The organism is Kitasatospora sp. NPDC047058 (assembly GCF_040643935.1).
Lineage (GTDB): Bacteria > Actinomycetota > Actinomycetes > Streptomycetales > Streptomycetaceae > Kitasatospora.
Window position 1 is genome coordinate 44306 of record NZ_JBEYVJ010000012.1, and the last position, 12012, is coordinate 56317.

A 12012-nucleotide genomic window follows, 5' to 3' on the forward strand; every position below is an offset into this window, starting at 1 on the left:
CGACGTTCGGCGCAGTCACTGCACCAGGTGGTCGAACTCACCGGCCTTCGCACCGCGAATCCAGGCATCGAGCTTGACCCTGGTCGTAGTAACAACCTTGGACGGCTCATCCGATTCGCGAATGTGGATGAGCTCGCCGTCCTGGGCGAGCTCGACGCAGTTGGCCTGGTTGCCGCTGAAGGACGACTTCTGCCAGTTGAGAGCTTCTCGCATTGGCTGCCTTCCCTGGTGGAGCTTGTGCGTGCTCAGACGTCGAACTCCCCGTTGAGGATGCCGGCGAGGAGGTCGCGCCATTCGGCAGTGGTCAACCGGGCAACAGCGTCGGGCTGGAGGCTGCTGCGGAGGTAGACGACATCGGCGGTGATGGCTACCTCAGGACAGCTCGCACCATCCGAGCAGGCCTCCGGGCGTTTCCACTCAAGCGCTTCCATGTGCGGTCACCCTTCTGGCGAACGTGATGAGGTTGCTCGGCTCGATGATGTGGGGCTACCCAAGGTGTGCTGGTCTCAGGCGTCGAACTCGCCGTTCCGGATGCCGGCGAGCAGGTTGTGCCATTCGGTCTTGGTCAGCCGGGCGATAGCGTCGGGCTGGAGGCTGCTGCGGAGGAACACCGCACCCGGGGTTATGGCTACCTCGGGGCAGTTGTTGGCGTTGGCGCAGGCTTCTGGGCGTTTCCACTGAAGCGCTTCCATGCCTGGATCCCCTTTCTGGCGAACCTCTCGACGATGTGTGGGTACCCCGGCTGTGCTGGTTTCAGGCGTCGAACTCGCCGTTCCGGATGCCGGCGAGGAGGTCGTGCCATTCGGTCCTGGTCAGCCGGGCGATAGCGTCGGGTTGGAGGCTGCTCCGGAGGAACACCGCATCGGCGGTTATGGCTACCTCCGGGCAGTTGTTGCCGTCGCCACAGATGCTGGGCCTGTGCCATGCGAGCTTGTCCATGGAGTCCTCATAGGTCCTTCAGGATGCGGGAGATGAGATCGCAGGACTCCGACGGGCCGAGTGCGCGGTCTCGCATCGAACCGATGATGTTCCGGTAGTTCTCAAGCTGGTTCATCTCGGTCAGAAACGCGGGTGATCCTACGGAGTCCAGCTGCACGGTATCCAAGCGGGCTACCGGGCCGCGCGCATACATGACGGCCTGGCCTGCTCCCTTGAATCCACCGGCCCGGAACTCGATCACCCGTAGCGTGATGTTGGGCCGTTCGGCCAGCGCGAGCATGTGCTTCAGCTGCGCTCGGGCAACGCTCGGCCCGCCGAACTCCATTCGCAGCGCGGCCTCGTGCACGATCGCCTCGTACTCGAATGGGCTGCTCCGCGAGAGGACTTGCGATCGGCGCAACCGGTTCTCGACCCGCGCTTCGATGTTCAGCGGCCGGAGTGGCGGATAGACCTCTCGGAATATCTCCCGGGCCGTGTCCTCGGTCTGCATCAGGCCCGGGGCGTGGCAGATCTGGTAGGTCGAGAGACCGTGGGCATAGTGCTCGACCTCGGAGATGTCGAGGATGCCCGCTGGAACGAGCCCTCTGTGCTCCTCCCACCATCCCTTGGTTCTGTCGGCGGCCATGGCGGCGAGTGCGTCGACGTACGCGACGTCGCCCTCCTCGTACTCACCGGCAAGAGCGATCACACGGTCGGCGCTGATCGGGTAGGCGCCCTGCTCGATCAGTGTGATCTTGCTCCGGTCGACTCCGAGAACGGCAGCGGCCTCTCCTGCCTTGTGGCCGGCGGCATCTCGCATCTTTCGCAGCTCGACGCCGACCCGCTTGCGGCGTGCGGTTGGGGTAGGTGGCATCCGCCAAGCATCCACCTCCGGCCCGTGGCAGTTCAACCACGGACTGGCACATCTTCCATTGATCAGCTAGCAAATGTGCCATCACGTGCCCTACAGTCAGTGATGCAACGCTAACCGGATGGAGCGTCAGTAATGCCTGTTCTGCTGGTAGTTGGTACCGGCTGCCCAGGCGCCGCAGAGCACCCTCGGGGCTGGCTCACGGCGACATCCATTCCGGCACCCCACCTACACCGCAGGGAGAATCCCCGTGTGTAACCGCAACCTCAACTCCCCCTCCCTCACCATCGCCCGCGGAGCCCTCCGGGACGCCATGGCCCGCAGCGGCTGGCGCCCCGACGCCATCGCGGACGCCGAACTCGCCCTCGCCGAACTGATCGTGAACGCCTGGCGGCACGGCCGGACGACCTCCCCCGTCGTCCTCTTCCTCATCCTCGACGGCACGCTCCGCGTCTCCGTCTGCGACGACAGCTCCGACTTCCCCGAGCAGCGCGACCCCTGCGCGCTCGCCGAGTCCGGGCGCGGACTCCAGCTGATCGCCGGCCTCACCCACCGCTGGGGCGCCGAACCGCAGAAGCGCGGCAAGACCGTCTGGTTCGAGCTGGACGCCGCCGCGTGAACGCCTCCCGCGCCGCGCTCGGACTCCTGATCCTCATCCTGCTGTCCGCCGTCGTCGGCGGCGTCTGCCAGGCCCGGACCGATTCCCTGCACCTGCCCGACCCGGAAGCCGACGAGCGGCCGAACGCTGCCTGACCGGTCCCTGCCTACCGCTGCTGTTGCGGCGGGACCTCCGAGGCAGCGGCCACGGCCGAGCCGGTCAGCGTCGCCAGCATCTCGCGGACGTTGGTCAGCTGGGCGGTGAGGCTGTCCCGGCGAAGCGTCAGTGCCGCCAGCTCGCGTTCGGATTCGCTGCGGATGAGGTCGGCCTTGGCGTTGGCATCGGCCACGATGTCCTCGGCCTGGCGCTGGGCCGTCTCGACGGTCCGGCGGGCGCGGCGCTCGGCGTCCGTGGCCAGCTTCTCAGCCTCCAGGCGCAGTTGCTCGGACCGGCTCTCGATCTCGGCCAGCCGGTTCTCGGCCTTGGCCTGCCGGGCCGCCAGGTCACGCTCGGACTGCTCACGCCGCAGGCCGAGCATGCTCTCGAACTCCGCCGCCGCGTTGGCCGCCATGGAGCGCGTCTCCTCGAAGAGGGCGTCCGCTTCATCGCGCTTGCTCTGGGCGTCCCGGTTGGCCTGGGCCTTGGCCGCCTCGGCCTCCCGCAGGACCGTCCGGACGTCCTCCTCCGCCCGCAGCCGGAGGGCGGCGATCTCGCGCTCGGTCTGCTCGCGCCGCTTGGCGAGGTTGAGTTCGAACTCCGTCGCGGCCTGCGCCGCCCTGGCACGGGTCTCCTCGAACAGCGCGTCCGCCTCCTCCCGCCGGCTCCGCGCGTACGCGTCGTCGGAGACGGAGGTGTCGCGCACGGTCGGGGTGTACGCGGGCGGCGGGTTCTCCAGCGACCAGGTGGCGGCGCGCAGCCGGCCCGCGACCTGGTCCGCGCCCGGCGGCCGCTGCGCGGGGTCCTTGGCCAGCAGGTCCAGCACGAGCCGGTCGACCTCCGGCGGGATCCCGGTCCGGACCGTGCTCGGCGGTTCCGGGACGACCGTGCCGTGCAGGTGCATCAACTGGAAGACGCCACCGCGGAAAGGGGGTTGGCCGGTGCACAGCTCGTAGAGCAGGCAGCCGAAGGCGTACAGGTCGGAGCGGGCGTCGAGCCCCTTGCCCTCGAACCGCTCCGGCGCCATGTAGGCCGGAGTGCCGATGATGGCGTGCGTGCTGGTCACGCCGTCGTCGGCGGTCTCGGTCCGGGCGATGCCGAAGTCCACCACCTTCACCGAACCGGAGGACAGCACCATCACGTTGGCGGGCTTGATGTCCCGGTGGACGACGCCGGCGCGGTGGGCCACGGCGAGCGCGTCGGCGATCTGCGCGGCCCAGGTGAGCGCACGGGCCAGCGGCGGGACCTCGTCGGCCAGGCTCGCGTTCAGCTGGACGCCGTCGAGCAGCTCCATGACCAGGTAGAACACCGGCCGGCCGGCGCTCCGGTGCTCGCCGAAGTCGTGCACCGTGACGATGTGCGCGTGGTTGAGCGCCCCGGCGGTCGCCACCTCACGGACGAAGCGGGCCACGTCCTTGGCCGTGTTCCCGCCCTGCTGCATGACCTTCACCGCGACGTGGCGCTGGATCCGGGCGTCGCGGGCCTTCCAGACCACGCCGAACGCGCCTTCGCCGATCGTCTCGATCAGCTCGTACCGGTCGTCCAGGACATCGCCCGCCTGCATTCCCGCCCCCTCGTCCGCCAACAGCGCCTCGCCGTGCACAACTTACCGCCGGCGGCCTGCTCGGACAGTGCGTCCGTGCGCAATCGGGGCCGGTGTGATCGGCGATCGGCCGACGGGTAACCTGCACCGGTCAACGGCACGTTGACAGCTGTTCATGCCACCTACCACGGGGACCAGCCACCACCATGTCCGCACCGCCGCCGCCCTACCAGAACCACCCGCCGCAGCAGCCGTACGGCTACGCGCCGCCCCCGCCGCCGTACGGCCAGCAGCCCCCGTACGCGCAGCCGCAGCCGCAGCCGCCGTACGCCCAGCCCCCGTACGGTGCCCAGCCGCAGCCCGCCTACGCCCAGCAGCCGCCGGCGCCGCAGCCGCAGCAGCCGGCCCGGCGCAGGAACCCGCTGCAGTCGGTCATCTCGATCGTGGTCGTCCTGGCGGTCTTCGGCGGCGTCGGCTGGTACGTGTGGAAGTACAACACCGACCCCAACGGCGGCAAGGCCAAGGCCAACGCCTCGCAGGCCGCGGAGGCCAGGGACAGGCTGTCGCACGACCCGAACATCGGGGACTGCGTCAAGATCCAGGACCCGCAGGGGGCGCCGGTGCCGACCATCGTCGACTGCAAGTCCGCGGAGGCCCAGTACAAGATGGCCGACCGGCTGTACGGCCCGGACAAGAGCTGCGGCTCGGCGTACGACTACGGCATCAAGGTCTCGCGCAGCAAGGGCGTCGACTACACGATGTGCTTCAAGAAGGTCTGACCCCCGGAACGACTCTGCCCTCCGGAAGCGTGCTTCCGGAGGGCAGCGGGAGGCCGGACCGGCTCAGCGCAGGCGCGACGAGGACAGGATCGACGCGAGGTGCGCGACGACCATGCCCCAGGTGATCACCGCGATCGCCGCGAGGGCGTACCGGGTCGGGGCGATGGTGCCGACCGCCGCGTCCGCCACCGCCGTGGCGAGCAGGACCAGCGAGGCCTCGATGCCGTTGGTGACCCGGTGGATCTTGAACACCGAGGCCAGCCGGCGCGCCGTGGCGATGCCCTGCGAACGCGGCTGGGTGGACTCCTCGTCGGCCGGCGCCAGCCCGCTGCGGGCCCGGGCGACGTCCACCAGGTCGGTCGACGCCTTCAGCAGCACCACGCCGAGCGCCGTCGCAAGCCCGACCGAGACCCACAGCTCGGACCCGCCGTGGGCGGCCCGCACACCCGCCCCGATCATCAGCGCCGCGTCGGCCAGGTACGCGCCGAGCCGGTCCACGTAGACGCCGGCCGTGCTGAACTGCCGCTTCCACCGGGCCACCTCGCCGTCGACGCAGTCGAACAGCAGGAAGCCCTGGAACAGGACGGCGGCGAGCACGGCACCCGTCAGCCCGGGGATCAGCAGCGCCGCCCCGGCGCCCACGCCGCACACCACCATCAGCCAGGTCAGGGTGTTCGGCGAGACGGACGTCCGGACCAGCTGCCGGGTCGTCCGCAGCGAGATCCGGCGCATGTACAGGCGGCCCGCCCAGTGCTCGCCGTTGCGGCTCTGCAGCTTGGCCTGCGGCTGGCAGACCTCCCGCAACTCGGCCAGGGCCGGAGCAGCCACCATCACGAATTCCTCCACCTGTCCTGCCGGACTCCGAAACGATCAGCACAGGCTACGACCCGCCGTGACCGTGCTCCGGGCCCGGGTCCCGGCTACGGTTCGGGCCCGCGGAAGGGCGGGCCGGGCGCCGGCTCAGACCAGGGCCACGCCCGGCACCGGCACGCTGCCCCGGTGCAGCCAGGCGCGCTCGGCGGCAGACCAGGCGGTGGTGGTCAGCAGGTAGACCCCGGCGGCCAGCGGCACCAGCGCGGCGAACAGCACCGTGCCGAACGACAGGTAGGGCAGGAACGCCAGCCCGGGCTGCCCGGGCTGTGCAGTGGGCTGGGCCGCCTGCGCGGCCTGCGCCCGGCGGGCCCGCCGGAAGCCGGCGTAGCCCACCGCGGCCAGACCCGCGTACAGCACCCCGAACACCACCCACTGCGCCGCGCCCTGCGCGCTGCCCACGTGCAGGCCGAGCGGGACGCCGAACAGGGTGTGGCCGAGCAGGTCGTTCGGGGTGGTGAACAGCCGGTACATCACCGAGAAGAACGGGATCTGCACCAGCATCGGCAGGCAGCCCGCGAACGGCGAGGCCTTCTCCTCCTTGTACAGCTCCGCGAGCGCGGCCTGCAGCTTCTCCGGCCGGCCCTTGTGCTTGCGGTTCAGCTCCGCGACCTTCGGCGCGAGCCGCGCCCGCGCCTTCTCGCCGCGCGCCGCGGCCCGGGCCAGCGGGTGCAGGGCGAGCCGGACGCAGACGGTGAACAGAACGATCGCCAGCGCCGTGGGCAGCACCTCGGCGAGGGCGGAGACGACGTCGTGGGCCAGGCCGACGGCCGGGTCGAGGAATGCGAAAAGCGACATGGTGGAGCGAGCCCTCCGGGGTCTCGGACGTGTGAGGTTCCAGACGGAGGGCGGCCGCGTACGACGGCTCCCGAGCGGAGCAGAGGCTCTCGAACGGGGAAAGGGGAAGGGGCGAGGTTACGCGGCCGCCGGGGCCGCACCCGGCGCCCTGGGGCGTCGCCTGCCCCTGGCGTCCGGATCACGTTGCGGGAGGAAGGCCGTCCGGAACGCATGCCGTCGCAGCGTCCCGTCCCGTATGGCGGCCGGTGCCCGTGCCCCGCGCAGCCGGGCGACGACCAGCGTCCCCGCCACCGCGCCGGCGAGCAGCACCACGGCCGCGGCGGCCGCCACCGAGGTCAGCGTCCCGCCCTCGGCGAGCACCTCCCCGGTCAGCACCCGGAGCAGCGCGAGCAGCATCGCGACGATTCCCATGCCGCAGCTCCTCTCCCGCTCCCGGACACCCGGCTCCCGGACGCCCGACTTTCGGACACCCGGCTCCCGGGCGTTGACGACGATCGTACGGCCTCCGGGGTCCGGACGCGGCAGGGTTGCCGGGTGACGTTCGCCGCGGACGCGGGCCGGTGATCGGACGCCGACGCACGATCCTTCCGGGTGCAGGGGAACGGCGGTGTCCGCGGCGTAGCCAAGCGTGCTACGCGGGGCTACCGTGGAAGGCATGAAGACGATTACCCAGCGGGAGTTCCGGAACAACTCCGCCGCGGTGATGGACGCGGTGGAGGCGGGCGAGACCTTCCACATCACCAGGAACGGGGTCGAGGTCGCGGAGCTGCGGCCGGTGGCGGCGCGGCGGCGGCTCACGGCCGAGGAACTGGTGGCCCGGCACGTGAAGCTGCCGCGGGTCGACTACCAGCAGATGCGCAAGGAGGCCGAGGAGTACTTCGGCCCGGAGGAGCTGGTCGGCGACGAGGGCGACGACCCGTTCGAGCGGCGGCGTGGCTGAGCGGCGCAGGGCGCCCCGGCGGCGGCCGGCCGGGGTGCTGGACACCTGCGTCTACATCGACCTGGCGCTGCTCAGCCCGGCCGACCTGCCGGCCGTGCCCGAGCTGACCGCGATCACCTTCGCCGAGCTGCAGCAGGGCGTCTCGATGGCGCGGGACCCGGCCAGCCGGGCGGCCCGGCTGGAGGTGCTGGGCGCGGCGATGGCCGACTTCGACCCGCTGCCGTTCGACGCGGCCGCCGCGGCGCGGTACGGCACGCTGGTCACGCTCACCATCGCAGCCGGGCGTCAGCCGCGGCCGCGGCGGATCGACCTGATGATCGCCGCGGTCGCCTCCGCGCACGGGCTGCCGCTCTACACGCGCAACGTCGCGGACTTCCGCGGGCTCGGCTCGGCGGTGGAGGTCATCGGGCTCTGACGGCCGCCGTCCCGGTCCGTTCGATCTCGTCGGCGAGGGCCGCGGCGGCCAGCAGGGACTCCCTGCGGCGGCGTGACCGCGTGGTCACGGTGCGCCGGGCTCCGTCCTCGGCCACGACGGCGTAGTGCGGCCGGCCGGTCAGTTCGAGGTACAGCCAGCGGGTGGCGTACTTCACCGCCAGCCCCAGCCCGAGCAGGGCCAGCACGGCGACGACCACGGCGGCGATGACGCCCACGGGGTCGCCGATCGCTCCGGTGCCCCGGCCGCCGCGCTTCCCGCCGCCCTTGCCGGTGCCGGGCTCGGGCTCCCCGGTGCCCAGCCCCCACTGCACCCGGATCCGGACCGGTTCGCCGTCCGGCCCGGTGACCTCGACGGAGTCGGCGTGCTTGATGCCGTCGCCGCGTGCCCAGGCCTTGCGCTGGAGCGCCATCGTCTTCCGGCCGAGCGCCGCCTCGAAGACCTCGGTGCGGCGTGCCAGCTCCGCGGCCTGCTCCCGCTCCAGCTCCAGCTGCGCCTCGCGCGCGGCTCGTCGTTCCCCCCAGGTACTCATCGGGTCATCGTACGAATGGGGTGTGGAGGTGGGAAGGCGAGCCGCGCGACGGGCCGTCAGTCGAGCCGGACGGTCGTTCCCGTGGCGGCGGAGGCGCGGGCGGCCTCCAGGACGGCGAGGGTGGCGACGGCGTCCTGCGGGTCGACCGGGGGCGGGGTGCCCGGGGTGGCCAGCGCGGCGGCGATGCCGGCGTAGAACGCGGGGTAGTCGCCCGGGTCGGTGGGGACCGGGACGGTGGACCCGTCGGTGCCGAGGGTGCCGTAGCGGCCGGGCTCGTCGGCGCCCCACGGCCGTCCGTCGCCCGGGCGGTGGCCGGCCCGCAGGTCGGCCTCCTGCGGGTCCATGCCGGTCTTCACGTAGCCCGCGGCGTCGCCGAGCACCCGGAGCCGGGGGCCGGTCAGCGGGGTGATGGCGCTGGTCCACAGGTGCGAGCGGGTGCCGGAGGCGTGGGTGAGGGCGAGGAAGGCGTCGTCGTCGACCACCGCGCCGTCGCGGCGGGCGTCGATCTCCGCGTACACCGTCTCGACCGGCCCGAACAGGGCGAGCGCCTGGTCGACCAGGTGGCTGCCCAGGTCGTACAGCGTGCCGCCGACCTCGGCCGGGTCCGCCAGCTCGCGCCAGCCGGCCTTGGGCTTGGGCCGGAACCGCTCGAACCGGGACTCGAATCGGTGCACCCGGCCGAGCGCGCCCTCGCGGACCAGCCGGGCGGCGGTGAGGAAGTCGCCGTCCCAGCGGCGGTTCTGGAAGACGGAGAGCAGCACGCCGCGGGACTCGGCCAGCTTGCAGAGCTCCAGCGCCTCGGCGGCCGTGGCGGCCAGCGGCTTGTCGACGACGGTCGCCAGCCCGGCGTCCAGCGCGGCCCGGGCGAGCGGGACGTGCGTCTTGTTGGGGGAGGCGATGACGACCAGGTCGAGCGCGTCCGGGTCGGCGAGCAGCTGCTGGGGGGTGTCGACGGCGCGGGTGCCGGGGTGCTCCCGGAGCAGCTGGGCGCGGCGGTCGGGGTTGGCAGTGACCACCGCGTCCAGCCGCAGGCCCGGGGTGGTGGCGATCAGCGGGGCGTGGAAGGCCGAGCCGGCCAGGCCGTAGCCGATCAGGCCGACCCGGAAGGGGCCGTCGTGCTGGGCGAGGGGGCGCGAGGAGGGGCTCATGCGCCCTACTCAATCACGGTGTGCCCGATTGGCCCGGGTTTCGGACGGCGGCGGGGGGAGCGGCCGCGGGGGCACCCGGGCAGGCCCGGCCCGGGTGCCCCGGGGTGTCAGCGGGCGTGGGCCCGGCGGCGGCGCTGGCGGTACAGGACGGCGACGGTGGCGCCGGCGAGGAGGAAGGCGGAACCGACCGAGGCGAGGATGCCCAGGGAGCGGTCCGAGCCGGTCTGGGCGAGCTGGTCGGGTGCCGCGGCCGTCGTCGCGGGGGCGGTGCCGGCGGTGCCCGGGGTGCCGGTGGTGCCCGCGGTGCCGGTGGGGGTCGGCACCGCGGGCGTGGGGGCGGTGGGCGTGGTGGGTGCGGCGGCCGGTGTGCCGGCGGCCGCGGGCACGGCTGCGGGGACGGCCGCCGTGGCCGGGGTGGGGGCTCCGGTGGTCGGGGCGGTGGGGTGGTCGTGGCCGCCGGTCGTGGTGGGCGTGGTGGCGCCGGTGGGCGTCGTGGCTCCGGTCGGCGCGGGGGAGCCGCCGGTGCCGGTGCCGGGGTTGGTGCCGCTGCCGTCGAAGACGACGTCCGAGCAGGAGTAGAACGCCTCCGGGCTGTCCGAACGCTGCCAGATGGCGTAGATCAGCTGGCGTCCGGTCCGCCCCGCCGGCACCTTGCCCGGCAGCACGTACGAGCCGTCCGCGAGCTGCGGGTCGGTGACCGTCAGGAAGGGCTGCGGCTCCAGGTCCGCCCAGGTCAGCGGCTTGGTGGGGGAGTAGCCCGGGTTGGTGATGAAGAGCTGGAAGGTGCCCTTGTGCGGGGCGGTGGCGCGGTAGCGGAAGGTGAAGTCGGCACCCGAGGTGAGGTTGGTGGCCGGCCAGTCGGCGCGCGGCAGGTCCAGGCCCCGGTAGGTGTCCGAGCCGGCGCTGCACAGCTTGCCGTCCGGGATCAGCTCGCGGTGGCGGCCGGCGGCGTCGCCGATCCGCAGGCTCATCCAGTCGTACAGCGCCGCGGTGCCGCCGGCCGCGACGGCCGCCTGGCAGGCCGCCGACTTCGGGTGCTCGGCGCCCTCCAGGTAGCAGCCCTCGACCCGGCTGAGCGGGTTCTGCATCGAACCGTGCGCGGCGGCCGGGGCGCCTGACAGTCCGACGGCGAGGCCGGCGGCGGTGAGGGTGAGGACGGCGGCGGGGAGACGGCGGTGGCGCACGGGCATGGCGGGGGACTCCTCCGAGGAGCGCGGTGAGGGTGGTGTGCGGCTCACGCTAGACCGCCGGGGAGGCCTTGCTGAGGTGTCATCAGTGCGGTTAGGGGCGGCTTAAGGAGGCGTTGAGGCGGAGGCGTCGGGCGGTCTCCGAGCAGTGCGGACGCGGTGCCCGGGAGGTGCCGGAGCTGTGCCCGGGCCACGGCCGGACCGCGGTCGGATCTCGGCCGGCGCGCGGCCGGGTGTCCCGTCCCGCAGGACGGGACATCGCTGTCCCCGGGCCGGGGGTGCGGATTAGGCTGTGCCCCGTTGGGGCAGCCAGTGGTACCCCCGGCGGTCCGGTGTCCCGAAGAGGGTCCGGCCGGTGGGAGGCGCAGCGGTGACGGCGGTGCGCCGCAGATTCGTACGACCATCGCACGACGTTGCGCGGGCAGGGCACTGCCCGGGCGGCACGTGGCAACACTTCGGGAGACACGCACGTGGCAGACCGCAAGCCCTTCGAGTCCTGGCTGACCGACATGGACGGCGTCCTCATCCACGAGGGCACGCCGATCCCCGGCGCGGAGGAGTTCCTGCGCCGGCTGCGGGAGTCCGGCAAGCCGTTCCTGGTGCTGACCAACAACTCCATCTACACCCCGCGCGACCTCAGCGCCCGGCTGGCCGGCATGGGCCTGGAGGTGCCGGAGGAGTGCATCTGGACCTCGGCCCTGGCCACCGCCAAGTTCCTCAAGGGCCAGCGCCCGAACGGCACCGCGTACGTGATCGGCGAGGCCGGCCTCACCACCGCGCTGTACCAGGCCGGCTACGTGCTGACCGACAACAACCCGGACTACGTCGTCCTCGGCGAGACCCGGACGTACAGCTTCGAGGCGCTCACCAAGGCGATCCGCCTGATCAACCAGGGCGCCCGATTCATCTGCACCAACCCGGACGAGACCGGCCCGTCCACCGAGGGCGTGCTGCCGGCCACCGGTTCGGTCGCGGCGCTGATCACCAAGGCGACCGGCGTCGAGCCGTACTTCGTCGGCAAGCCCAACCCGCTGATGATGCGCGAGGCGCTGAACACGGCGGGCGCCCACTCGGAGACCTCCGTCATGATCGGCGACCGGATGGACACCGACATCGTGGCGGGCATGGAGGCCGGCATGGAGACCATCCTGGTGCTCACCGGCCTCACCGCCGCCGCCGACGTGGAGCGTTTCCCCTACCGGCCGGGCCGGGTGGTCAACTCCGTCGCGGACCTGGTCG

Annotated in this window: 18 protein-coding genes; 6 read left to right on the forward strand and 12 right to left on the reverse strand. The window is 72.5% G+C overall.

Annotation, left to right across the window (positions count from 1 at the left end):
- Positions 1-15: 15 nt before the first annotated feature.
- From ABZ885_RS03290 to ABZ885_RS03310, 5 genes are all read right to left on the reverse strand, one after another.
- Positions 16-213: a DUF397 domain-containing protein gene (locus ABZ885_RS03290; protein WP_360182830.1), complete on the reverse strand. Its 198-nt coding sequence runs from the start codon at positions 211-213 to the stop codon at positions 16-18.
- A 32-nt stretch (positions 214-245) separates the two neighbouring features.
- Positions 246-431: a DUF397 domain-containing protein gene (locus ABZ885_RS03295; RefSeq protein WP_360182832.1), complete on the reverse strand. Its 186-nt coding sequence runs from the start codon at positions 429-431 to the stop codon at positions 246-248.
- A 75-nt stretch (positions 432-506) separates the two neighbouring features.
- Positions 507-692 (reverse strand): DUF397 domain-containing protein, encoded by a 186-nt coding sequence (locus ABZ885_RS03300; protein ID WP_360182834.1) that lies wholly within the window; start codon positions 690-692, stop codon positions 507-509.
- A gap of 61 nt (positions 693-753) precedes the next feature.
- Complete coding sequence (locus tag ABZ885_RS03305) at positions 754-939, reverse strand: DUF397 domain-containing protein (protein ID WP_360182836.1); 186 nt, start codon at positions 937-939, stop codon at positions 754-756.
- Positions 940-946: 7 nt separating this feature from the next.
- Complete coding sequence (locus ABZ885_RS03310) at positions 947-1792, reverse strand: helix-turn-helix transcriptional regulator (protein WP_360182837.1); 846 nt, start codon at positions 1790-1792, stop codon at positions 947-949.
- A gap of 247 nt (positions 1793-2039) precedes the next feature.
- On the opposite strand from ABZ885_RS03310, the gene ABZ885_RS03315 reads away from it, so the two are divergent.
- Both ABZ885_RS03315 and ABZ885_RS03320 read left to right on the forward strand, forming a co-directional pair.
- A complete protein-coding gene (locus tag ABZ885_RS03315; protein ID WP_360182839.1) occupies positions 2040-2408 on the forward strand; it encodes an ATP-binding protein in 369 nt (122 codons plus the stop codon).
- Positions 2405-2542: a hypothetical protein gene (locus ABZ885_RS03320; protein ID WP_360182841.1), complete on the forward strand. Its 138-nt coding sequence runs from the start codon at positions 2405-2407 to the stop codon at positions 2540-2542. Before ABZ885_RS03315 ends, ABZ885_RS03320 begins: the two co-directional genes overlap by 4 nt.
- Positions 2543-2553: 11 nt before the next feature.
- On the opposite strand, the gene ABZ885_RS03325 is transcribed toward ABZ885_RS03320, so the two are convergent.
- A complete protein-coding gene (locus ABZ885_RS03325; RefSeq protein ID WP_360182843.1) occupies positions 2554-4107 on the reverse strand; it encodes a protein kinase in 1554 nt (517 codons plus the stop codon).
- Positions 4108-4292: 185 nt separating this feature from the next.
- Here ABZ885_RS03325 and ABZ885_RS03330 point away from each other — a divergent pair, with 185 nt between their 5' ends.
- Positions 4293-4865 (forward strand): hypothetical protein, encoded by a 573-nt coding sequence (locus ABZ885_RS03330; protein ID WP_360182845.1) that lies wholly within the window; start codon positions 4293-4295, stop codon positions 4863-4865.
- 63 nt (positions 4866-4928) lie between these two features.
- On the opposite strand, the gene ABZ885_RS03335 is transcribed toward ABZ885_RS03330, so the two are convergent.
- From ABZ885_RS03335 to ABZ885_RS03345, 3 genes are all read right to left on the reverse strand, one after another.
- Positions 4929-5696 (reverse strand): CDP-alcohol phosphatidyltransferase family protein, encoded by a 768-nt coding sequence (locus ABZ885_RS03335; RefSeq protein ID WP_360182847.1) that lies wholly within the window; start codon positions 5694-5696, stop codon positions 4929-4931.
- A 129-nt stretch (positions 5697-5825) separates the two neighbouring features.
- Positions 5826-6533 carry a YidC/Oxa1 family membrane protein insertase gene (locus ABZ885_RS03340; RefSeq protein WP_360182849.1) on the reverse strand — a complete coding sequence of 236 codons (708 nt, stop codon included), beginning with the start codon at positions 6531-6533 and terminating at the stop codon, positions 5826-5828.
- 117 nt (positions 6534-6650) lie between these two features.
- A complete protein-coding gene (locus ABZ885_RS03345) occupies positions 6651-6944 on the reverse strand; it encodes a DUF6412 domain-containing protein (protein WP_360182851.1) in 294 nt (97 codons plus the stop codon).
- 244 nt (positions 6945-7188) lie between these two features.
- Here ABZ885_RS03345 and ABZ885_RS03350 point away from each other — a divergent pair, with 244 nt between their 5' ends.
- On the forward strand, positions 7189-7473 hold the full coding sequence (locus tag ABZ885_RS03350; protein ID WP_360182853.1) for a type II toxin-antitoxin system prevent-host-death family antitoxin: 285 nt from the start codon (positions 7189-7191) through the stop codon (positions 7471-7473).
- Entirely contained in the window at positions 7466-7888 is a 423-nt protein-coding gene (locus ABZ885_RS03355; RefSeq protein WP_360182855.1) for a type II toxin-antitoxin system VapC family toxin, read from the forward strand. The genes ABZ885_RS03350 and ABZ885_RS03355 overlap by 8 nt, the downstream gene beginning before the upstream one ends.
- On the opposite strand, the gene ABZ885_RS03360 is transcribed toward ABZ885_RS03355, so the two are convergent.
- The 3 genes from ABZ885_RS03360 to ABZ885_RS03370 all read right to left on the reverse strand — a co-directional run bounded on the left by ABZ885_RS03360 (position 7875) and on the right by ABZ885_RS03370 (position 10776).
- Positions 7875-8438 carry a hypothetical protein gene (locus ABZ885_RS03360; protein WP_360182857.1) on the reverse strand — a complete coding sequence of 188 codons (564 nt, stop codon included), beginning with the start codon at positions 8436-8438 and terminating at the stop codon, positions 7875-7877. The genes ABZ885_RS03355 and ABZ885_RS03360 overlap by 14 nt on opposite strands.
- A 56-nt stretch (positions 8439-8494) precedes the next feature.
- Entirely contained in the window at positions 8495-9586 is a 1092-nt protein-coding gene (locus tag ABZ885_RS03365) for a Gfo/Idh/MocA family oxidoreductase (protein ID WP_360182859.1), read from the reverse strand.
- 107 nt (positions 9587-9693) lie between these two features.
- Entirely contained in the window at positions 9694-10776 is a 1083-nt protein-coding gene (locus ABZ885_RS03370) for a lytic polysaccharide monooxygenase (RefSeq protein ID WP_360182860.1), read from the reverse strand.
- Positions 10777-11243: 467 nt separating this feature from the next.
- On the opposite strand from ABZ885_RS03370, the gene ABZ885_RS03375 reads away from it, so the two are divergent.
- The coding region (locus ABZ885_RS03375; protein WP_360182862.1) for an HAD-IIA family hydrolase at positions 11244-12012 on the forward strand (769 nt) is incomplete at its 3' end.